Raw genomic sequence first — 20357 nt, forward strand, 5'->3', positions numbered from 1 at the left:
GCCCGCGCCGATCGCTGCGGATTAACGTTTGGCTTACACCGTCCGGCTATGTCGTCTGGCTAGGGCAATTAGGTGAGGCGCAGTGGCGCGAGGCGACGACGATATTCCTGCGGCTCGGCTTCACAGCGATAGCCGCCATTCCACCCGATCGGCTTCGCGGTGGGCCGAGCTGGGCAAGCTGAGCGTCGCCGCATCGGTCTTTGCGGTCGTCTTCGGCGGCGGCGTGCTCGTGATGCAGTCGCGCGCGGCGATGCGTGCGGCATCCGCCACGCTTCCCGACGGCGGTCCGGCGAACGGTTGCGCGCTGTGGTTCATCGGCAGTTCGACGATCCACAAATGGAGCACGCTGGCGAGCGACATGGCACCGTTGGACGCACGCAACCGCGGCGTCGACGGCGCGACGATGCCCGAATTGCTGCAGATGATCCGCAACGAGCCGCGCGGCACGCCGCCGCGCGCGATCGTCTTCTACGCAGGCGAGAACGATATCGCCAAAGGGGCTAGCGCCGCCGACGATATCGCCAACCTGCGGACGTTCCTGAAGCTGAAGTCAGCTAGATGGGGCAATCTTCCGGTCGTGATCGTGTCGCTGAAGCCGACGCCGACGCGGTGGGGCAACCTTCCCGAACAGACCGCCTTCAACACCGCCGCGCGCGCGATCGCGCTACGCACACCGGGTGCGACGTTCGTCAACATCGTCCCGCTGTTCCTGGTGAACCACCGTCCCGGCGCGTTTTATGTCGATGACGGCATCCATCTCAATGCTGCCGGCTATGGCAGGCTGACCTCTGCGATCCAGCCGACCCTGAAAACCATCATACGGCATGCGCCCGCCCGGGCATGTCCCCAGCCGTCAGAAGCGCAATCTTGACCGGTCGGGCGATCGTCGGGCGATGAGCATCGGCGCGCCCGGCACCAGGATCGAAGGCCTGTCGATGTGGCGGGCGATCCTGATGCTTGGCGGCGTCATATTGCACGGCGCGATCGGCCTCGAGCATATCCCCGTATTTGCCGCGATCCCGCTGATATCGCACGCCTTCCGGATGGGCAGCTTCATGCTGATCTCCGGCCTGTTGTGCGGTTACACCATGGCGCGACGCCGGTCGCCGCTGGCGTGGCTGGGTCGGCGCAGTATCCAGATCGGCGTGCCGCTGCTGGTCGGGCTGCTCGTGATCTGTCCACTGATCGGCTGGATGCTCGACGATCTCCCCGATCGCACGCGCTGGCCCTTCGTGTTGGCGCACGACTGGTATCACCTCTGGTTTCTCGTCGCGCTGCTCGCCTATGCGCCGCTCAGCTACGCGTTTCACCAGTTCGATCGTCGCCACGGCGTGATCGGATGGATCGAACAGGCGATCGCCGACGGAGCGATCGGCTCGGGCCGGTCGGCGCAGACGGTCGTCCTGCTTGCCACCGCACTCGCCTCCTGTGCGCTGACGATGCTGACGCGGCAGATCCTCGCGGGCCATATCCCGCCGGATTATGCCGCGCCCTTGTCGCATATCCAGCTGATGCTCGGCTATGCGCCCTTCTATCTTCTCGGTTTCCTGCTCGCGCGGTCGCCGATGCTGTTCCGCGCGGTGACGCACTCGATCCGTATGCCGGTCATCATCCTGGTCTGCGTCGGTATCGTCTATGCAGGCTGGTTCGGCGGCGTGAGACTGGCGCTCGATCCGCTCCGTCGGGCGATCGTCGGCGACCTCGTCGAGCTGATCGGGATGGCGATATGCCCCCCCGCCGCATCGGTCCTGATCCTGCGATCGGCGATCACGATACGGACCATCCCGACGATCGTCCGGCGGTTCGCGGATGCATCGTTCACGATCTACATCCTGCATTTTCCGGTCATCATCGCAGCAAAGCTCGTGCTCATGCACATAGCGTGGAACCCCTATGTCGAATTCTCGATCACGATCGTGGCAGCATCGGCGATCACCTATGCCGCGCATTTCCTGGCCGTCGAAAGATTTCCCCTGATTTCGTTCCTGCTCAATGGTCGCTATCCTGACTCGACAAAGCAGACCGAAGCAGTCCTTGTCTGAATCCCCAGGACTTGATCTATCGCAAGAGGCCGCCACCATCCTGTAAACTTGCTTGCCGGATCATCCGATTGCGATCATCGTCCGGTATCTGGGCATCGACTCGCGGGGGCGACAGGATGGCAACGGCGATTACGACAGGGGCGCCACAGCGCGGCGTCCTCGCGAGCGAACGGCGGTTTTTCCTGCTCATGGCACTTGCGATCGCCGCCACGGTTGTCATCGGCTTCACCATGAACGCAGCGCGGATGCACTGGAGTTTTCTGGCGCTGCCGCCGCAGGTGCATCTGCACGCGGCCGCGTTTTCGGCGTGGATCCTGCTGTACGTCGTGCAGAACTGGCTGATCGTACGCGGTTCCCTCAAATGGCATCGGCAGTTGGGCGCACTCGGTGCGGGTATCGCGGTCGTGATGGTGGTGCTGGGCATCGTCACCACCGTCATGGCGATCGAGCAGCACCGCGTGCCGCCATTCTTTCCGCCCGGCATCTTCCTCGTGCTCGACGTGCTGGGGGTGATCGGCTTCGGTATCCTGACCGCCTGGGCGATCGTGCTGCGCAGGCAGGCGGCGTGGCACAAGAGGCTGATGCTGTGCGGGACGATCCTCGTCATGTCGCCAGCGATCGGGCGCATCCTGCCGATGCCGTTGCTCGGCAAGTTCGCAGGGCTCGGGGTGTTTGCGGTGATGGCGCTTTATGTGATCGCGGGCATGGTGTTCGACGTGCGATCGCGCGGCCGCGTCCATTCCGCCTATTGGTGGGGCGGTGGCGTGTTGGTCGCGACGCAAATGCTGATCGGGCTGCTCGGAATAAGTCCGCCGGTGCTCCGCCTGGTGGAGCGTCTCGCCGCGTGATGTGGGGATAGTGGGGAGCTTCTGTTGCTCGGTGCCCCCCGTACCGCCGGTGTCCACTTCTGTTGCCCGGTGTGGCCCGAACCGCGCTTTCGTCCGTATAACTTAGGTCGTTAGACCGTCAGTTATGCGGCAATTGCGAGTGCTTCGTTATCGTTGGCACTTGTGTATGGGCCGTTGCGGTGGTCCCATTCCGAGCGAAACATAGCGTCGTTGAACACACGTCGATCCTAGTTCGACCCCGTCATCGTCCCCCTCTTGCGAAGAGGGCGGTGGTGGAGTCGCCGGGTACTGCCCCCGGGTCCGCTGTGTCTATGACACGCCACGGTTTATCGCCATAGCCGCCAAGAGAAGATTCCCCCGACGGCATGCCTGATATAGGCGTGCCGCAACGCGATGAAAAGCCCGGGCTCCGATGCTTTTTTATCGAGAAACGCCAATGTCCTAGCACGCGGCGTGCCAAACCGCCTTCCGCTCGCCACAAAGCGCGTGCATAGCAACCTGCATTATGTTGACGCAGCGCTCCCGCTACGCGCTCCGCGCGATGATCTTCCTTGGCGGTGCCCCCGCCGGTGGCCCTCCCATCCCAATGACGCGGATTGCCGCCGAGGCGAACGTTCCGCGGAAATTCCTCGAGCTGATCCTCGCCGACCTGCGTGAATCCGGGCTGTTGATCAGCCATCGCGGCAAGATGGGCGGCTATTGCCTGTCGCGGCCGAGCCATCTGATTTCGCTGGGCGAGATCATCCGGATCATCGAGGGGCCGCTCGCGCTGGTGCCGTGCGTGAGCCGGACCGCGTACCGGCCGTGCCTCGACTGCAAGAGCGAGGCGGATTGCGCGATCCGCTATGCGATGATGCGCGTTCGGGACGAGACCGCGCGGATCCTCGATGGGACGAGCCTGGCTGACGCCAACGCCGAGGATCTAGTCGCGGCGTAATTCTACCCTTCTCCCCTGCGGGGAGAAGGTGGCGCGGTAGCGTCGGATGAGGGGGCGTTGGGACCTCGTCCCGAGCCTCAAGCCCCTCACCCTTCCGTCGCCTAATGGCTCCTCCCTCCCTCTCCCCGCAGGGGAGAGGGACAAGGCGGTCACCCCCTAGCCTTCAACTCGTCGCGGATCTCACGCAGCAACGCGATCTCGACCGGCTCGGGCGCAGGCGCGACCGGCGTAGCGTCTTCCTCGCGCTTCAACCGTGCCGTCTCGCGCTCGATCAGCGCCGCGGTCCGGTTCACGACGCGCAAGATCATGAAGATGATCCCCGCCACGATCACGAAATTGACGAGCTGCGTCGCGAATTCGCCGTAACCGAGCAGTGGCACGCCCGCCTTCTTCAACGCGGCGTAATCGGTGAGCGAACCGACATAGCCCGCCGGCACCGGCCCCATACGCCAGAAATAGCTCGAGAAATCGAGCCCGCCGAAGATCTTGCCAATCACCGGCATCAGCACGTCGTCGGTCAGCGATGTGACGATCTTCCCGAACGCCGCGCCGATGATCACGGCAATGGCGAGGTCGAGCACGTTGCCGCGCATAATGAACGCCTTGAATTCCTTGAGCAATGCCGCCCCCTTCTGTTGCCGGCCCAAGGCTAACCGCCGATTTCGGTTTCGCCAACCCTGCGGACTGTCCTATGAGGGTGACACAGGTATTCAGGAGAGCCCCGATGTCACGTGCCCCAATCGCCCGCGGTACCGCCGCAATCCTCCTCGCATCGGCCCTCGCCGGGTGCGGGATCAACAGCGTGCCGACCGCCGAGGAAACCGCGAAGGCACGCTGGGCGGACGTCCAGAACAACTATCAGCGTCGCGCCGACCTGATCCCCAATCTCGTCGCGACCGTGAAGGCGGCCGGCGCGCAGGAGAAGGATATCCTGGTCCAGGTGACGCAGGCGCGCTCCGCCGCGAACTCGGTCCAGGTTTCGGCCGCCGATCTCTCCGATCCGGCAAAGATGGAGCAGTATCAGCGCGTCCAGGGTGCGGTCGGCGTGTCGCTGCAGCGCTTGCAGGAGGCGTATCCCGAACTGAAGAGCCAGGCCAACTACACCACGCTGATGAGCCAACTCGAGGGTACCGAGAACCGCATCACGATCGCGCGGCGCGATTACAACGGCGCGGTGCAGGCGTATAACACCAAGATCCGCACCTTCCCCGACGCGGTCGGCGCGAAGATCTTCTACGGTGCCAAGCCGATGGTGCCGTTCGCGGCGACCACGCCGGGTGCCGAGACCGCACCGACGGTGAACTTCGGCAACGCGAGCTGATCGGGGCATCATGCTCCGCCATCTCCTGACGCTGGCGTTCGCGGTGCTGCTGGGAAGCGGCGCCGCAACCGCGCAGACCTTCCCGAAGTTCACCGGCTTCGTCGTCGATGCGGCAAACGTCATCCCGCCTGATCAGGAAGCGGCGCTGACCAAGCGGCTCGACGATCTGCAGAAGACGACCGGCAACCAGCTGGTCGTCGCGACCGTGCCCGATCTCGAAGGCTATCCGATCGAGGATTACGGCAATGCGCTGATCCGGAGCTGGGGCGTCGGGCTGAAGGATGCGAATAACGGCGCGATCCTGCTGGTCGCGCCGAACGACCGGAAGGTGCGGATCGAGGTCGGCTATGGCCTCGAGCCGGTGCTAACCGATGCGTTCTCCAGCGTCGTGATCAACCAGCAGATCCTGCCGCGCTTCAAGGCGGGCGACATTCCCGGCGGCATCGTCGCGGGGACGAACGCGGTGGCGGACCAGCTTGCGCTCCCCGATGCGGAGGCGCGCGCGAAGGTGACGGCGGCGGCGGCGGAGTATGACAAAACGCATCGCCGGTCGAATTCAGGCGGCGGCGGCGTGCCGATCGGGCTGATCTTCTTTGGGATCGTGCTCGCGGCGATCGTCATTCCGATGATCTCGCGGCGTGCAGGCGGCAAGCATTACGTCGATGGCGGCAGCCGCGGCGGTGGCAGCGGCGCCTTGCCGATCGTGCTGTGGAGCATCGCCGATGCGATGACCCGTGGCGGCGGCGGTGGTGGTGGTGGCTTCGGTGGCGGCGGCGGCGATAGCGGCGGCGGCTGGGGCGGCGGTGGTTTCGGCGGCGGCGGCGGTGGATCCGGCGGCGGCGGCGGCGCTTCGGGGAGTTGGTGAGATGCGGTTGAGCGACACCGATCACGACCGCGTCACTGCGGCGGTAACCGAGGCGGAGACCGCGACGACCGGCGAGATCGTCACGATCGTCGCGCGGCAGTCCGATGCATATCACGACGTATCGATGCACTGGGCGGTGCTGGCGATGCTGCTGACGCTAGCGCTGTTAGCGTACCATCCGGTCGCGGCGGATCATATATATGCGCTGGTCGATCCCTGGCAGGTGGCTCCACAGGGTGCGCTGTACGTGATCGCGCTGGTGCTGGTGACGCTGGTGTTCCTGGCGGTGCGGCTGGTGCTGGCTTGGACGCCGGCGCGGGTGGCGTTGACGCCGGGCGCGACCAAGGCGCGACGCGTGCGGCGACGCGCGCTGCTCCTGTTTCGTGCCGGGGCCGAGAAGCGCACCAAGGGTTCGACCGGGGTGCTGCTGTATCTGTCGCTGGCCGAGCACCGTGCCGAGATCATCGCCGACGACGCGATCCATTCGCGCGTCCCGAACGAAACCTGGGGCGCGGCGATGGCGGCGGTGCTGGCCGGCGTCCGCGACGATCGTCCCGCTGACGGCATGGCCGATGCGGTGGCACAGATCGGCGCGGTATTGGCCGAGCACTTCCCGCGGACCGGTGCTGCGGTGAACGAACTTCCGGACAGGCTGATCGAATTATGAGCAAGACCGTATGGGCCGGGAAATTCCTGACCGTGCAGACCGAGGGCACGTGGGAATTCGCCGCGCGCCAAGGCGAGATCGCAGCGGCGGTCATCATCGCGATCGACGACGGCGACGTTATCCTCGTGGAGCAGTTCCGCGTACCGCTGGGTCGCACGTGTCTCGAACTGCCGGCAGGCTTGGTCGGTGACGAAACCGCGGGCGAGAGCGTCGCAGTCGCGGCCGGCCGCGAGCTTGAGGAAGAGACCGGCTACCGCGCGGACGCGATCGAGAATTTAGGGGTATTCTATTCATCACCAGGAATGACATCGGAATGCTTCACGCTGGTCCGCGCTACCGGGCTGACGAAGGTGAGCGATGGCGGCGGCGATGGCGACGAGAACATCACCGTGCACCGCGTGGCGCTTGCCGACATGCCGGCGTTCGTGGCCGAGAAGCGGAAGGCGGGCGTGGCGATCGATACCAAGATGCTGCTGATCCTGGCGGGGTCGATCCTCTAACCAAGACCTGTTTCCCCGCGAAGGCGGGGACCCAGACTGGGCTCCCACCTTCGCGGGAGAACAAGGAGGTGCGGGAGGGCTAGCGCCGCTCCCTCCGCTTACTTGAAATTATCCGCATAGCTCTGGAGCTTCAGCGTCTTCTGCGGCGCCGGCACGACGGTATAACCAAACCCCTCGCGCTCGCAGTGCGCGATCGCGGCTTCGGCGGTCGGGAACAGCAGGCGCAGCTGGTCGCGGGTGTCGCCGCTGCCGGCCCAGCCGGTGAGCGGGTCGGGGCGCTTGGGCTCCGAGGGTTCGAATTCGAGCTGCCAGGCGTCGGTCCGGTGCTTGCCGGACTGCATGGCGTTCTTGGGGCGCTGGAAGATACGGGCGGTTGGCATGCGCCCCCCTTATCGCGAACCGGCGGCCCTTGCATCCGCCTTTTTCGTGCGCAGCGTGGCGGAGGCTGCAGCGGGATCGTCAGGCCAGGGATGCTTGGGGTAGCGGCCGCGCATTTCCTTCGCCACCGCGGTCCAGCTGCCCGCCCAGAAACCGGGAAGGTCGCGCGTCGTCTGGATCGGACGGCCGGCGGGCGATGTGAGACTCAGCACCAGCGGTACGCGCGCCTCGCCGATCGTCGGGTGGACCGCGAGGCCGAACAGGGCTTGCACGCGGAGTTCGACACGCGGGCCGCCTTCCGCGGCGTAGTCGATCGCGTGGGTGCTGCCGGCGGGGCTGGTGAAATCGGGCGGGGCGAGCCGGTCGATAGTTTGCATCGCGTCCCAGCCGAGCAGGTTGCGCAGCGCTTCGGCGAGCGCGCCAGGGGCGATCGCGTCGAGTCGGCGTTTGCCGGCCAGGAGCGGTGCGAGCCATTCGTCGGCGCGGTCGAGCAGGGTCGCGTCGTCGAGCGGGACGCCCGCATAGGCGGCGCGGTCGCGCAGGGCTTGCGCACCGTCGCTCCACGGTAGCAGTGCGAGGCCGTGCTCGCGGACGCCCGCCACCAGTGCGGCGAGGATCGCGTCCGGGTCTGCGCCGCTGTCGGGGCCGCTCGACAGGCGGATCGCGCCGAGGCGGCGTTCGCGGAGCGCCTGGATGCCGCCGGTCGTCGGGTCGAACGTCACCGTGCGGCGGGATTCGATGCGGTCGGCGAAGAGCGCTTCGACGGTGGCTTGGTCGATCGCCACCGCGGAGAGAATGCGCGCGCCGGCGGCCGAGCCCTGCGTGTCGGCGACGGCGAGCCATTCGGAGCGGGCGAGCGGCGAGGTCGGGTCGAGCTTGAACCCGCGGCCGCCGACCGAAGCCCAGGTCTCGCCGGACGGGTCACGGCGGCGTGCGACACGGTCGGGGAAACCAAGTGCGACGCAAACCTCTGCTCCCCTTCCGCTTGCAGGAGGGGTCGGGGGAGGGGCTGACCCAGCAGTGCCCCGCGCTTGGGGTATGTCGCGCCCTCCCCCGACCCCTCCCGCAAGCGGGAGGGGAGCAAGTTTCGCCCACCTATCCGCCATTGCGCGTGCCGCGTTAGCCTTGGCGCCGCGTTCGGTTTTCCAGCGGCGGAGGCGAGTTTCGAGGTCGACGTCCTGTCCGCCAATGCCGCGTTCGCCGAGGAGGACCGCGATTTGGGCTGCCACCGGCGCCAGTCCTTGCTCTCCTGCTCTTAGCAGCATGTGCGCAAGTCTCGGCGGCATCGGCAACGCCGCGATCGCTCGGCCATGTGACGTGGGGCGGCCATCCTCGATCGCCTCCAGCGTCGTCAGGCGCGCCATCGCCTCGTCGATCGCGGCGGCGGGGGGCGGGTCGATCCAGCGGAGGTCTCGCGGATCGCCGACCCCCCATAATGCGCAGGCTAGGACCAGCGCCGACAGGTCAGCCTCCAGGATTTCGGGCGGATCGTAGCGCGGAAGGCCGGCGGTCGCCGCTTCCTCCCACAAGCGATACGCTATCCCCGGCCCTAGCCGCGCGGCACGGCCGGCGCGCTGGGTGACGGCGGCTTGGCTCGCGCGCTCGGTGACCAGGCGCGTCATCCCCGCCGCGCGATCGTATCGCGGACGTCTCGCCAGCCCGGAGTCGACGACGATCCGGATGCCGTCGAGCGTCAGGCTGGTCTCCGCGATGCTGGTGGCGAGCACGACTTTCCGCCGACCGTCTGGTTCGGGGAGGATCGCGGCGCGTTGCGCGGCGGGGTCGAGGCTGCCGTGGAGTTCGTGCAGGACGATGTCGTCGGGCAGGTTGGCGAGGCGGTCGGCGGTGCGTTCGATTTCCGCGACGCCGGGGAGGAAGGCGAGCACGCCGCCCTCTGCTTCGCCGAGCGCGCGGCGGATCGCGGACGCGACCGAGTCCTCGATGCGGAGTTCGGCTTGGCGGCCGATATGGCGGAGCGTCAGCGGGTAGCTTCGGCCTTCGCTCTCGATCAGGGGCGCGTCGTCCATCAATGCCGCGAACCTTGCGCCGTCGAGCGTTGCGGACATCGCGACGATGCGGAGGTCGGGGCGGAAGCCGGCTTGCACGTCGAGCGCCAGCGCGAGACCGAAATCGCCGTCGAGGCTGCGTTCGTGGACTTCGTCGAACAGGACGGCGGACACGCCAGCGAGCTCGGGATCGGCCTGGATGCGGGCGACAAAGATGCCTTCCGTGATCACCGTGACGCGGGTGGCGGCGGAGCGCTTGCTGTCCATGCGGGTGGCGTAGCCGAAGGTCTGGCCGACGGGTTCGACGGCGGTGGAGGCCATGCGTTCGGCGGCGGCGCGGGCGGCGAGGCGGCGGGGGGAGAGGAGGAGGATCTCGCCAGTGCACCAGGGTTCGGTAAGGAGCGCGGGGGCGACGGCGGTGGTCTTGCCGGCGCCTGGGGGGGCGACGAGCACCGCGGAGGTTCGGTCGCGTAGGGTGGCGAGGAGGTCGGGGAGTACGGTCAGGATCGGGAGCGGCGGCGGGGTCATGCGCGCCTGCTGCCACAGTAGCGCGGTTGGCGACAGGTTTTGCTGGGGCGGTCCCTTAGGAAGATGCGGGTTCAAACCGAGGATTGCGCGCTTTCGATCCTCCCCCGCCAGGGGGAGGTGGCAGGCACTTGCCTGACGGAGGGGGCGGTATGCGATGCCATCTGTTGCGTGTCCTCCCCCTCCGTCACCTTCGGTGCCACCTCCCCCTGGCGGGGGAGGATCGTTCGAGCTCACGGACGCCGATGGCTTACCTGCCCGCCATCAGCACCGCCCCGGCGAAGGCCGGGGTCCAATTGGGAAACGGCACTGACTGCTGTTGCGCTCCGTTATTGCCACCTCTCCAATTGGGCCCCGGCCTTCGCCGGGGTGGTACGCAGAGGCAAGCGGATTGAGCACCGAACGACCTTAGAGCAGCAAGCCTCTGCCGAACGCCTTGCGACAGCCCGCCCCCCCCCCACCACCGAAGGCTGGCAAGCGCCCGCGAACCTGCTAGACGCTCCGCCAGTAATCATGGCGTCCGACCCCTCCCCCACCTCGACGACGGCGACAGGCCGCACCTCCGACCGACTGCGCGGCAGGGTCGCGCGCGCGTGGGCGAGTCGGTGGACCAAGGCGGCGCTGGTGCTGGTCGTGCTCGGCTTCGTCGCGATCTTCGCGTTCTGGTTCGCGGTCATGCGCGACCTGCCTTCGGTCGATACGCTGCGCACCTACGAGCCGCCGCTGCCGACCAACGTCCGCGGGATCGATGGGGCGCCGATCCACTCGTACGCGCGCGAACGGCGCGTCGAGCTGAGTTATGCCGAATATCCGCCGCTGCTGGTGAAGGCGTTCCTCGCCGCCGAGGACAAGTCGTTCTTCGAGCATCACGGCGTCGATTATCCCGGCCTCGCCGGCGCGGTGTATGATTATGCGACCAAGCTCGGCACCGGCAAGCGCGCCAAGGGCGGCTCGACCATCACGCAGCAGGTCGCCAAGAACCTGTTGATCGGCAACGCCTATTCGCCGTCGCGCAAACTGCGCGAGGCGGTGCTGGCGTACAAGATCGAGGATACGCTGACCAAGGAGCAGATCCTCGAGCTGTACCTCAACCAGATCGCGCTCGGCCGGAACGCGTTCGGCGTCGAGGCGGCGAGCCATGCGTATTTCGACAAGGAGCTCGACCAGCTTGATCTCGCGCAGATGGCGTATCTCGCGATCCTGCCCAAGGGTCCGTCGAACTACGATCCGGTGCGCAATACCGAGCGCGCGATGATCCGGCGCAACTATGTGCTCAACCGGATGCTCGACAACGGCTTCATCACGCGCGCGCAGCATGACCAGGCGAATGCCGAGCCGCTCGGCGCGGTGATGCGCCGCACGCCGAAGTTCGAGAGCGTAGGCGGCTATTTCGTCGAGGAAGTCCGTCGCCAGCTGATGGCGAAATTCGGCGAGAACGCGAAGGACGGCCCGTACAGCGTCTATTCGGGCGGGCTGTGGGTGCGGACGTCGTTCGACGCGAAGTTGCAGGATCTCGCGCAGCAAGCCTTGCGTGATGGTCTGGTGCGGTTCGACAGCGGGCGCGGCTGGAACGGCCCGATCCGTCATGTCGAGATCGAGGACGACAACTGGCTCCAGCCATTGCTCAACAGCAATATCGCGCTCGATTATCGCGATTGGGTCGCGGCGATCGTGACGGGTAAGGACGGCAATGCCTGGAGCCTCGGCTTCCGCACCGGCAAGACCGGCACGCTGCCGCGCTATGCCGCGCAGATGCCGGTGCGCGGCAAGGGCGGCAATGCGTTCGGCGCGATCAAGGCCGGTGACATCATCGCGGTGGCGCCGGACGGTGGTACGTTCGCGTTGCGGGCGATCCCGAAGGTGTCGGGCGCGTTCGTCGTCGAGGAGCCGGCGTCGGGCCGCGTGCTGGCGATGCAGGGTGGCTTCGACGACCGGTTGCAGGCGTTCAACCGCGCGACTCAGGCGATGCGGCAACCGGGGTCGACGATCAAGCCGATCGTTTATTCCGCTGCGCTCGACAACGGCATGACGCCTGCGTCGATCATCGTCGATGGGCCGTTCTGCGTGTATCAGGGCGCACGGCTGGGGCAGAAATGCTTCCGCAACTTCGGCAATTCGCGCGGCGCCGGGCCGCATACGATGCGTTGGGGTATCGAACAGTCGCGCAACCTGATGACGGTGCGCGCCGCTGCGCAGACTGGGATGCCGAAGGTCGTCGCGACGATCAAGAAGATGGGCGTCGGCGATTACGCGCCCTATCTCTCCTACGCGCTTGGCGCTGGCGAGACGACCGTCGGGCGGATGGTCAACGCGTATTCGATCCTCGCCAACAACGGCAAGGGCGGCCCGCCGTCGCTGATCGACTTCGTCCAGGATCGCCACGGCAAGGTGATCTGGCCCGAGAACTGGCGGCCCTGCGATCGCTGCAACGCGCCCGACTGGGACGGCAAGCCGATGCCGCGGCCGATCACGCGCCAGCGCCAGGTGCTCGACGCGATGACCGCCTACCAGATGGTCCACATCACCGAGGGCGTGGTCCAGCGCGGCACCGCGGTGACGTTGCGCGATCTCGACCGGCCGATGTTCGGCAAGACGGGCACGAACAACGGTCCGACCGACGTGTGGTTCGTCGGGGGCACGCCGCAGTTCGTCGGCGGTCTGTATATCGGTTTCGACACGCCGAAGAACCTTGGTGGCGCAGCGCAGGGCGGGACGCTCGCCGCGCCGATCTTCAAGCAGTTCGCGGTGAAGGCGTATGAGGATCTGCCCAAGCTGCCGTTCCGTGCGCCCGCCGGGATCCGCATGGTCCGGATCGATCGCGCGAGCGGCCGACCGGTCTATGGCACATGGCCGAACACTGAGGATCCAAAACCCGCGGTGATCTGGGAAGCGTTCAAGCCCGAGAGCGAACCGCGCCGCGCCGCGCGACGCTCGGATGTCGCCCCCACGGCTGCCACGACGACGACCGCGGTAAAGAAGGCCGAAGCCCCGCGCGACAGCGATTTCTTGCAAAGACAAGGCGGAATCTACTAGCGCGCTTATATAGACGTCATCCCGGCGCCCGCCGGTGACCCGCCCCGCTCGCTTGGGACGGCGATCCCGGCCTCCGCTGGGAAGACGGAATTTTTGGAGAATATCATGCGCGCCGAAGCGCAGGCTCACGTAGACACCATCAACGACGCGCTGGCGCTGCTGCGCCGCTTCCTCGACTGGGACCGCGCGCTGCGTCGTCTCGACGAGCTGAACGCGCGCGTCGAGGATCAGGCGCTCTGGTCCGATCCCAAGGCCGCGCAGGAGGTGATGCGCGAGCGTCGTCGTCTCGACGAGGCGATCAGCGCGACGCGCGCGATCCAGAGTGAACTGTCGGACACCGCCGAACTGATCGAGATGGCCGAGGCCGAGGGCGATACCGAGATGGAGGCGGACGGCGTTGCGTCGCTCGCCGAACTCGCCGCGCGTGCCGACAAGGACAAGATCAAGGCGCTGCTGGCGGGCGAGGCCGACGCCAACGATACCTATATCGAGGTCAACGCCGGCGCCGGCGGGACCGAGAGCCAGGACTGGGCGGGCATGCTCAGTCGGATGTATTCGCGCTGGGGTGAGCGCCACGGTCTGAAGGTCGAGTTGGTCGATCAGCATTCGGGCGAGCAGGCTGGGATCAAGTCCGCCACACTGCTGCTCAAGGGCGAGAACGCGTACGGTTACGCGAAGACCGAAAGCGGCGTGCACCGGCTCGTCCGGATCAGCCCGTACGACTCGGCGGCGCGGCGGCATACGTCGTTCGCCAGCGTGTGGGTGTACCCGGTCGTCGACGACAATATCGAGGTCGAATACAACGAGAGCGACCTGCGCATCGACACGTATCGCGCGTCGGGCGCCGGCGGTCAGCACATCAACACGACCGATTCGGCGGTGCGTATCACGCACATTCCGACCGGCATCGTCGTGCAGTGCCAGAACCAGCGCTCGCAGCACAAGAACAAGGCCGAGGCGTACAACCAGCTCCGCGCGCGTCTGTACGAGCGCGAACTGGCGATCCGCGAGACTGCGGCGAATGCCGAGAACGCCGGCAAGACCGATATCGGCTGGGGTCACCAGATCCGTTCGTACGTGTTGCAGCCGTACCAGATGGTGAAGGACCTGCGCACCGGCGTGGTGTCGACCAGCCCGTCGGACGTGCTCGACGGCGACCTCGAGATGTTCATGGCCGCGGCGCTGTCGCAGCGCGTGACCGGCGAGGCCGTCGAGGTGGAGGACGTCGATTGAGCTTGCGGGGTGCCCTTGCCCTGATGCTGTCGCCGGTGGTCCTGCTCGCAGCGTGCGACGGGAGCAAACCGCTGATCAAGCGCGAGCCGAAGGAGCCGGTGTTCCCCGCGGCCGATCGTCCAGTCGCGTCGATCGTGTCGTCGCGCTGGTCGAACGAAGAGGCGCGCGATCGACTGAACGAAGCTGGCGAGGTGATGAACAAGGCCGAGATCCGCAAGGGCATGACGGTCGCGGATATCGGCGCGGGTGAGGGCTATTACACGATCCGCATGGCTGCGCGGGTCGGCAAGGACGGGCGTGTGCTGGCCGAGGACATCGTCGCGAGCGTGCGCGACACGCTGGCGGAGCGTGTCGCGCGCGAGGATCTGGCGAACGTCAGCGTGAAGCTGGGCGAAGCGAACGACCCGAAGCTGCCCGAGGCGAGCTTCGACCGGGTGCTGATGGTGCACATGTATCACGAGATCGAGCAGCCGTACGAGTTCCTGTGGCGGCTGCGGCCTTCGCTGAAGCCCGACGGGCTGGTGGTGGTGGTGGATGCGAACCGCCCGACGCAGAACCACGGCACGCCACCGGCGTTGCTGAAGTGCGAGTTCGCTGCGGTTGGGTATACGCAGGTCGATATGGACGAGATGCCGTCGGCGGGTGGGTATCTCGCGACGTTCCGCGCGACCGGGCCGCGGCCGAAGCCGGAGGCGATTCGGGCTTGCAGGTTGGGGTGAGGAGCACCGGTCAATCCTCCCCTGCAAGGGGAGGTGTCAGCCCATCGGGCTGACGGAGGGGTATCGCGCTATCGAGAGGGTGTCACCCCTCCGTCTGGCAAGCGCCAGCCACCTCCCCTTGCAGGGGAAGATTGATGTCGAAACGGTCAAATCACCCCCATCGTCCTGAGATTCGTCACCTCGTCGCCCGCGATCACCAGATGATCGAGCAACACCACCTCCAGCGTCCGCAACCCCGCAGCCAGCGCCCGCGTGAACGCCACGTCCTGCGCACTCGGCGTCGCATCGCCGCTCGGATGGTTATGCGCCATCACGACCCCGACCGCGCCGAACGCCAACGCATCCGCTGCAACCGTGCGGATCGAGATCGCCACCTGATCCCGCCCCCCGACGACATGCCGCATCCCGAGAAGCCTCCGATTCGGATCAAGATACGCGACCGCCACCGTCTCGACCGTGGCATGACCCAACCCGGCGAACAGCGCGCGAGCCGCGGCGAGGTCCGCGATACGAGGAGAAGGCACAGGCGACGGCAGCACGTACCCGCCTGCGCCGCGATGCCCGCCACCGCACGCGCAACTACATCCGCTTGAGCCCCCGCCCCCGCCCCGCTACGCAAACCCGATGCGTCAATATCTAGACCTTATGGACCGCGTGCTCTCGACCGGCGTCGAGACGATGGACCGCACCGGCACCGGCACGCTCAGCGCGTTCGGCGCGCAGATGCGCTTCGATCTCGCGCAGGGCTTTCCCGTCCTCACCACCAAGAAGCTCCACCTCCGCTCGATCATCGTCGAACTGCTGTGGTTCCTCCGCGGCGATACGAACGTGCGCTGGTTGCAGGATCGGAAAGTCGCGATCTGGGACGAATGGGCGGACGAGAACGGCGATCTCGGTCCGGTCTACGGCAAGCAGTGGCGCGACTGGGTGGCCGCCGATGGCCGTCACATCGACCAGATCGCCGAGCTGATCGAGCAGATCAAGACGAACCCCGCCTCGCGCCGCCAGATCGTCAGCGCATGGAATCCGGGCGATCTGCACGCGATGGCGCTCGCGCCCTGCCACTGCCTGTTCCAGACGCACGTTGCGAACGGCAAGCTGTCGCTCCAGCTCTACCAGCGCTCGGGCGACATCTTCCTCGGCGTGCCGTTCAACATCGCCAGCTATGCGCTGCTGACGCACATCCTCGCGCAGCAATGCGGGCTCGAGGTCGGCGAGTTCATCTGGACCGGCGGCGATTGCCACCTCTATTCGAACCATCTGGAGCAGGCCCGGCTCCAACTGACGCGCGATCCCGGCCCGTTGCCGCGCCTCGAAATCTTGCGGCGGCCGGACTCGATCGACGCGTACGAATATGAAGATTTCGTGCTCCACGACTACGTAGCTCAGGCCCATATCAAGGCGCCGGTCGCGGTCTGAACAGAGAGCGAATCGCAATAGGAACCGGCTGCGTGCTGCGTGGTTCAGAGGCGCATGGACATTACTCAGCTCATCCTCGACGAACACGCGCAGCAGCGTAACCTCTTCGCACAGATCGATTCGATCGACGCGAAGGACACTGAGGCGCTGTCGGCGCTCTGGACTCGCCTCAAGAACCTGCTCGACGCGCATGCCGAGGCGGAAGAGCGCTTCTTTTACCCGCGGCTGATGAAGATCGGCACCGGCGGCAACGACGCCGACTCGGCCGCTGAGGAGACCGAGGACGCGATCGAGGATCACAACGACATCCGCGAGACGGGCGAGGCTGTCGACAAGCACCCGGTCGGCTCGGACGCGTGGTTCGAGGCGGTTGGCGAGTGCAACAAGGCGAACAGCGATCACCTGGCCGAGGAAGAACGCCAGGGTCTCACCGATTTCCGCAAGCATGCGACGCTGGAAGAGCGGCATGAACTGGGCGTGCGGTTCGCGGCGTTCGAGGCGAATCATCTGAACGGGGTTAAGGTCGTCGAGAAGGACCCCGAGGCGTATGTGAAGGAACACGCTCCGAGCTGACCCCATTGCAGCTCACCACCCCGGCGAAGGCCGGGGCCAGTTGGAAAGGTGGGAGTAACGAAGTGCAGTTCTCCGTTAGCGACGTTTCCCAACTGGACCCCGGCCTCCGCCGGGGAGGTGCTGGGGGTCAGGTTTCGGCACAATGCTCGAAGTGGCTCTTTGCCCTCGATTGCGGCATGACCTCCGCCATGATCACCTTCTACCTCGCCCGCGCCACCAACGGCGTTATCGGCCGCGACGGACACCTCCCGTGGCGTCTCCCCGCCGACCTCAAGCGCTTCAAAGTGCTGACGATGGGCAAGCCGATGGTGATGGGGCGGAAAACGTTCGAGAGCTTCCCGAGCCCCCTACCCGGCCGCCGCCATATCGTTCTCACCCGCGGCGACTGGACCGCGGAAGGCGCGGAGGTCGCGCATTCCGTTGGAGAGGCGCTGGCAATGGCAGGCGACGATGTCGCCGTGATCGGTGGCGCGCAGATTTACGCGCAGCTGCTCGCTCACGCGGATCGCATCGAACTGACCGAAGTCCATGCCAAGCCAGAGGGCGACGCGACCGTGCCCGCGTTCGACGGCTGGGTGGAGATCGCCCGCGAAGACCATTCGGCCGAAGGCGAACGTCCGGCTTACAGCTTCGTGACGCTCACCCGGGGCTAAGTTGTTCTTCCGCGAAGGCGGGAGCCCAGGCTGGACTCCGCCTTCGCGGGAGAACAAGCTTACGGAAGGACTATCGCCTTTCGCGACGGCTGGTTACTGACCCGCGCATGCAACGGCTCGACGGTGGCGCTTCCATCCCTTCGTATCTGGCGAACGGGATCGTCGCGCTGGGGAATTTCGACGGATTTCACCTCGGTCACCAGGCCGTGGTCGCGCGCGCGGTCGCCTGGGCGCGGGCCGAGGGGCGTCCGGCGCTCGTCGCGACATTCGATCCGCATCCGGTCCGCCATTTCCGCCCCGACACCCCGCCCTTCCGCCTGACCACGCTCGATCAGCGCCAACAGCTTTTCAAGAAGGCCGGCGCCGATGCGATGGTCGTGTTTAATTTCGACGGCGATCTCGCCGCGCTGACCGCCGAGCGCTTCATCACCGAGCGGCTCGTCGCTAACCTGCGCGTCGCGGGGGTCGTCACCGGCGAGGACTTCACCTTCGGCAAGGGCAAGGCCGGCACCGTCCGCACGCTCGCCTCGCGCGGCCCCGCCCACGGGTTTCGCGCGGAAACCGTCGGCGCGATCGAACTGGAGGGGGAAGTCATCTCCTCCACCCGTATTCGCGAAGCCCTCCGCGCGGGCGACATGGCCACCGCCACTCGCCTGCTGACGCGCCCGTTCGCGATCCAGGGTTTCGTCCAGCATGGCGACAAGGTCGGCCGCACGATCGGCTATCCGACCGCCAATCTCGACATGGGCAATTACCTGCGCCCCGCCTACGGGATCTACGCGGTGACCGGGCGGCTGGAGGACGGTCGCGTGCTGAAGGGCGCCGCGAACCTCGGCATCCGCCCGAGCTTCGATCCGCCCAAGGAACTGCTCGAACCGCATTTCTTCGATTTCGGCGAAGACCTGTACGGCCAGCGGATCGAGGTTTCGCTGATCGAGTATCTGCGTGCCGAGGCCAAGTTCGCCAACCTCAATGCGCTCATCACGCAGATGGACGCCGACTGCGCGCGCGCGCGGACGATCCTGGCATAACCGCGCCCCTCTCCGCGAGGGAGAGGGATGGCAACGTGAGCCGCTACCGGCTACAGCCCGGCCCACTTATGACCGATACTCCTGCGCCCGCCCGCGATTACCGCGACACCGTCTTCCTGCCGAAGACCGACTTCCCGATGAAGGCGGGCCTCGCCGCGAAGGAGCCGGCGATCCTGGAGCGCTGGGCCAAGCTCGGCATCTACGACCGGTTGCGCGAACAGCGGCTCGGGCGCGAGCGGTTCATCCTGCATGATGGCCCGCCGTATGCGAACGGCGACATCCACATGGGCCACGCGATGAACAAGGTCCTGAAGGACATCATCGTCCGCTCGCAATCGCTGATGGGCAAGGACGCGCCCTACGTCCCCGGCTGGGATTGCCACGGCCTGCCGATCGAGTGGAAGGTCGAGGAAGCGTATCGCGCGAAGAAGCTCAACAAGGACGACGTCCCCGTCGACCAGTTCCGCGCCGAATGCCGCGCCTATGCCGAGAAATGGGTCGCCGTGCAGAAGGCCGAGTTCGAGCGCTTGGGCGTTATGGGCGACTGGGCCGATCCGTACCTGACGATGAAGTACGAGGCCGAGGCCGCGATCGTCGGCGAGTTGCTCAAGTTCGCCGAGAGCGGCCAGCTGTACCGCGGCGCCAAGCCGGTGATGTGGTCGCCGGTCGAGAAGACCGCGCTCGCCGAGGCCGAGGTCGAGTATGAGGACATCGTCTCCACGCAGATCGACGTCGCGTTCGAGATCGTGGACGCACCGAACGCGCCCGAACTGGTCGGCGCGCATGCGGTGATCTGGACGACCACGCCATGGACGATCCCGGTGAACCAGGCGCTGAGCTATGGGCCTGAGATCGAGTATACCGCAGTCCGAGCTAACGGTCGGGTCTTCTTGCTGGCCGATGACCTACTCGTTGAGTCGATGGGTCGATACGGTAACTCCAGTTCGCCTTGGTTGTCCGAGGGTAGTGGCTGGACGATCGTTTGGTCGGGTAAAGGCTCCGACCTCGCCGAAGCAACCGCCCGGCACCCGATGCACGCACTCGGCGGGTTTTTCGCGAAACCGCGCCCGTTTTTCCCCGGCGAGTTCGTCACGACCGACGCCGGCACCGGGCTCGTCCACATGGCGCCGGACCACGGCGAGGACGATTTCGAACTCTGCAAGCAATACGGCATCGACCCGGTCTTCGCGATCGACGGCGCGGGGATGTACCGCGCCGACTGGGCATGGCTCGGCGGCCAGGGCAGCGTCATCAACAAGAAGTTCGTGAGCGCGGACGGCCCGATCTGCACCGACCTGCGCGAGGCCGGCGCGTTGCTGGCGGCGAGCGACGACTTCAAGCACAGCTACCCGCATTCGTGGCGCTCGAAGGCCAAGGTGATCTTCCGCGCGACCCCGCAATGGTTCATCCCGATGGACTCGTCTTCTCCTGCTCCCTCTCCCCTGCGGGGAGAGGGTCGGGGTGAGGGGCAGCCCAGCAATGCTGCGCCCGGAACAGGGGCCCCCCCCCCCCCCCCCCCCCCCCCGGGGGGGGGGGGGGGGGCGGGGCCCCCCCCCCCCCCCCCCCCCCCAGCCCGGCCCCCCCGCCGCCCGCCCCCCCCCCGGCCC

The 20357-nt window shown here is 66.6% G+C and carries 20 protein-coding genes and 1 other RNA gene; 16 read left to right on the top strand and 5 right to left on the bottom strand.

Annotation, left to right across the window (positions count from 1 at the left end):
- The first annotated feature begins 82 nt into the window (after positions 1-82).
- From U1763_RS07240 to U1763_RS07250, 3 genes are all read left to right on the top strand, one after another.
- Positions 83-871 carry a GDSL-type esterase/lipase family protein gene (locus U1763_RS07240; protein WP_332754682.1) on the top strand — a complete coding sequence of 263 codons (789 nt, stop codon included), beginning with the start codon at positions 83-85 and terminating at the stop codon, positions 869-871.
- 22 nt (positions 872-893) lie between these two features.
- On the top strand, positions 894-2042 hold the full coding sequence (locus U1763_RS07245; protein ID WP_332754683.1) for an acyltransferase family protein: 1149 nt from the start codon (positions 894-896) through the stop codon (positions 2040-2042).
- A gap of 116 nt (positions 2043-2158) precedes the next feature.
- Positions 2159-2890 carry a hypothetical protein gene (locus tag U1763_RS07250; RefSeq protein ID WP_332754684.1) on the top strand — a complete coding sequence of 244 codons (732 nt, stop codon included), beginning with the start codon at positions 2159-2161 and terminating at the stop codon, positions 2888-2890.
- Positions 2891-2938: 48 nt separating this feature from the next.
- On the opposite strand, the gene ssrA is transcribed toward U1763_RS07250, so the two are convergent.
- Positions 2939-3294, bottom strand: a transfer-messenger RNA (tmRNA) gene (gene ssrA / locus U1763_RS07255).
- 101 nt (positions 3295-3395) lie between these two features.
- On the opposite strand from ssrA, the gene U1763_RS07260 reads away from it, so the two are divergent.
- The gene (locus U1763_RS07260) at positions 3396-3827 is read left to right on the top strand and encodes an RrF2 family transcriptional regulator (RefSeq protein WP_132735874.1); all 432 of its coding nucleotides are present in this window, start codon (positions 3396-3398) and stop codon (positions 3825-3827) included.
- Between the two features lie 149 nt (positions 3828-3976).
- Here U1763_RS07260 and mscL read toward each other — a convergent pair whose 3' ends face one another.
- A complete protein-coding gene (mscL, locus tag U1763_RS07265) occupies positions 3977-4447 on the bottom strand; it encodes a large conductance mechanosensitive channel protein MscL (protein ID WP_332754685.1) in 471 nt (156 codons plus the stop codon).
- Positions 4448-4551: 104 nt separating this feature from the next.
- On the opposite strand from mscL, the gene U1763_RS07270 reads away from it, so the two are divergent.
- From U1763_RS07270 to U1763_RS07285, 4 genes are read left to right on the top strand one after another with little or no spacing between them, the layout of a single operon-like run.
- Complete coding sequence (locus U1763_RS07270; RefSeq protein ID WP_132735877.1) at positions 4552-5148, top strand: LemA family protein; 597 nt, start codon at positions 4552-4554, stop codon at positions 5146-5148.
- Positions 5149-5158: 10 nt separating this feature from the next.
- Positions 5159-6013, top strand: coding sequence for a TPM domain-containing protein (locus U1763_RS07275; RefSeq protein ID WP_332754686.1), 855 nt, complete (start codon positions 5159-5161; stop codon positions 6011-6013).
- Between the two features lies 1 nt (position 6014).
- A complete protein-coding gene (locus U1763_RS07280; protein ID WP_332754687.1) occupies positions 6015-6680 on the top strand; it encodes a TPM domain-containing protein in 666 nt (221 codons plus the stop codon).
- Positions 6677-7180 (top strand): NUDIX hydrolase, encoded by a 504-nt coding sequence (locus U1763_RS07285; protein WP_443026890.1) that lies wholly within the window; start codon positions 6677-6679, stop codon positions 7178-7180. Before U1763_RS07280 ends, U1763_RS07285 begins: the two co-directional genes overlap by 4 nt.
- Positions 7181-7278: 98 nt before the next feature.
- Here the strand turns inward: U1763_RS07285 and U1763_RS07290 are convergent, their stop codons facing one another.
- The gene (locus U1763_RS07290) at positions 7279-7560 is read right to left on the bottom strand and encodes an ETC complex I subunit (RefSeq protein WP_056051595.1); all 282 of its coding nucleotides are present in this window, start codon (positions 7558-7560) and stop codon (positions 7279-7281) included.
- A gap of 9 nt (positions 7561-7569) precedes the next feature.
- The gene (hrpB, locus tag U1763_RS07295) at positions 7570-10092 is read right to left on the bottom strand and encodes an ATP-dependent helicase HrpB (protein WP_332754688.1); all 2523 of its coding nucleotides are present in this window, start codon (positions 10090-10092) and stop codon (positions 7570-7572) included.
- A gap of 510 nt (positions 10093-10602) precedes the next feature.
- Between hrpB and U1763_RS07300 the strand changes: the two genes are divergently transcribed.
- The 3 genes from U1763_RS07300 (at position 10603) to U1763_RS07310 (ending at position 15074) form a co-directional block, all read left to right on the top strand.
- The gene (locus U1763_RS07300) at positions 10603-13122 is read left to right on the top strand and encodes a penicillin-binding protein 1A (protein WP_332754689.1); all 2520 of its coding nucleotides are present in this window, start codon (positions 10603-10605) and stop codon (positions 13120-13122) included.
- Between the two features lie 105 nt (positions 13123-13227).
- The gene (gene prfB / locus U1763_RS07305) at positions 13228-14355 is read left to right on the top strand and encodes a peptide chain release factor 2 (protein WP_056051599.1); all 1128 of its coding nucleotides are present in this window, start codon (positions 13228-13230) and stop codon (positions 14353-14355) included.
- A gap of 23 nt (positions 14356-14378) precedes the next feature.
- Positions 14379-15074: a class I SAM-dependent methyltransferase gene (locus U1763_RS07310; RefSeq protein WP_332754969.1), complete on the top strand. Its 696-nt coding sequence runs from the start codon at positions 14379-14381 to the stop codon at positions 15072-15074.
- 146 nt (positions 15075-15220) lie between these two features.
- Here the strand turns inward: U1763_RS07310 and U1763_RS07315 are convergent, their stop codons facing one another.
- On the bottom strand, positions 15221-15613 hold the full coding sequence (locus U1763_RS07315; protein ID WP_332754690.1) for a JAB domain-containing protein: 393 nt from the start codon (positions 15611-15613) through the stop codon (positions 15221-15223).
- 85 nt (positions 15614-15698) lie between these two features.
- Here U1763_RS07315 and U1763_RS07320 point away from each other — a divergent pair, with 85 nt between their 5' ends.
- The 5 genes from U1763_RS07320 to U1763_RS07340 all read left to right on the top strand — a co-directional run.
- Entirely contained in the window at positions 15699-16493 is a 795-nt protein-coding gene (locus U1763_RS07320) for a thymidylate synthase (RefSeq protein ID WP_332754691.1), read from the top strand.
- Positions 16494-16547: 54 nt separating this feature from the next.
- Positions 16548-17066 carry a hemerythrin domain-containing protein gene (locus U1763_RS07325; RefSeq protein WP_332754692.1) on the top strand — a complete coding sequence of 173 codons (519 nt, stop codon included), beginning with the start codon at positions 16548-16550 and terminating at the stop codon, positions 17064-17066.
- 188 nt (positions 17067-17254) lie between these two features.
- Positions 17255-17719, top strand: a complete 465-nt coding sequence (locus U1763_RS07330; protein WP_332754970.1) for a dihydrofolate reductase — start codon at positions 17255-17257, stop codon at positions 17717-17719.
- Between the two features lie 107 nt (positions 17720-17826).
- On the top strand, positions 17827-18750 hold the full coding sequence (locus U1763_RS07335) for a bifunctional riboflavin kinase/FAD synthetase (protein WP_332754693.1): 924 nt from the start codon (positions 17827-17829) through the stop codon (positions 18748-18750).
- 68 nt (positions 18751-18818) lie between these two features.
- A partial coding sequence (locus tag U1763_RS07340) for a class I tRNA ligase family protein (RefSeq protein ID WP_332754694.1) occupies positions 18819-20357 on the top strand: 1539 nt, incomplete at its 3' end.

It is taken from the genome of Sphingomonas sorbitolis (assembly GCF_036663875.1).
In the GTDB taxonomy this organism is placed as follows: Bacteria; Pseudomonadota; Alphaproteobacteria; order Sphingomonadales; family Sphingomonadaceae; genus Sphingomonas.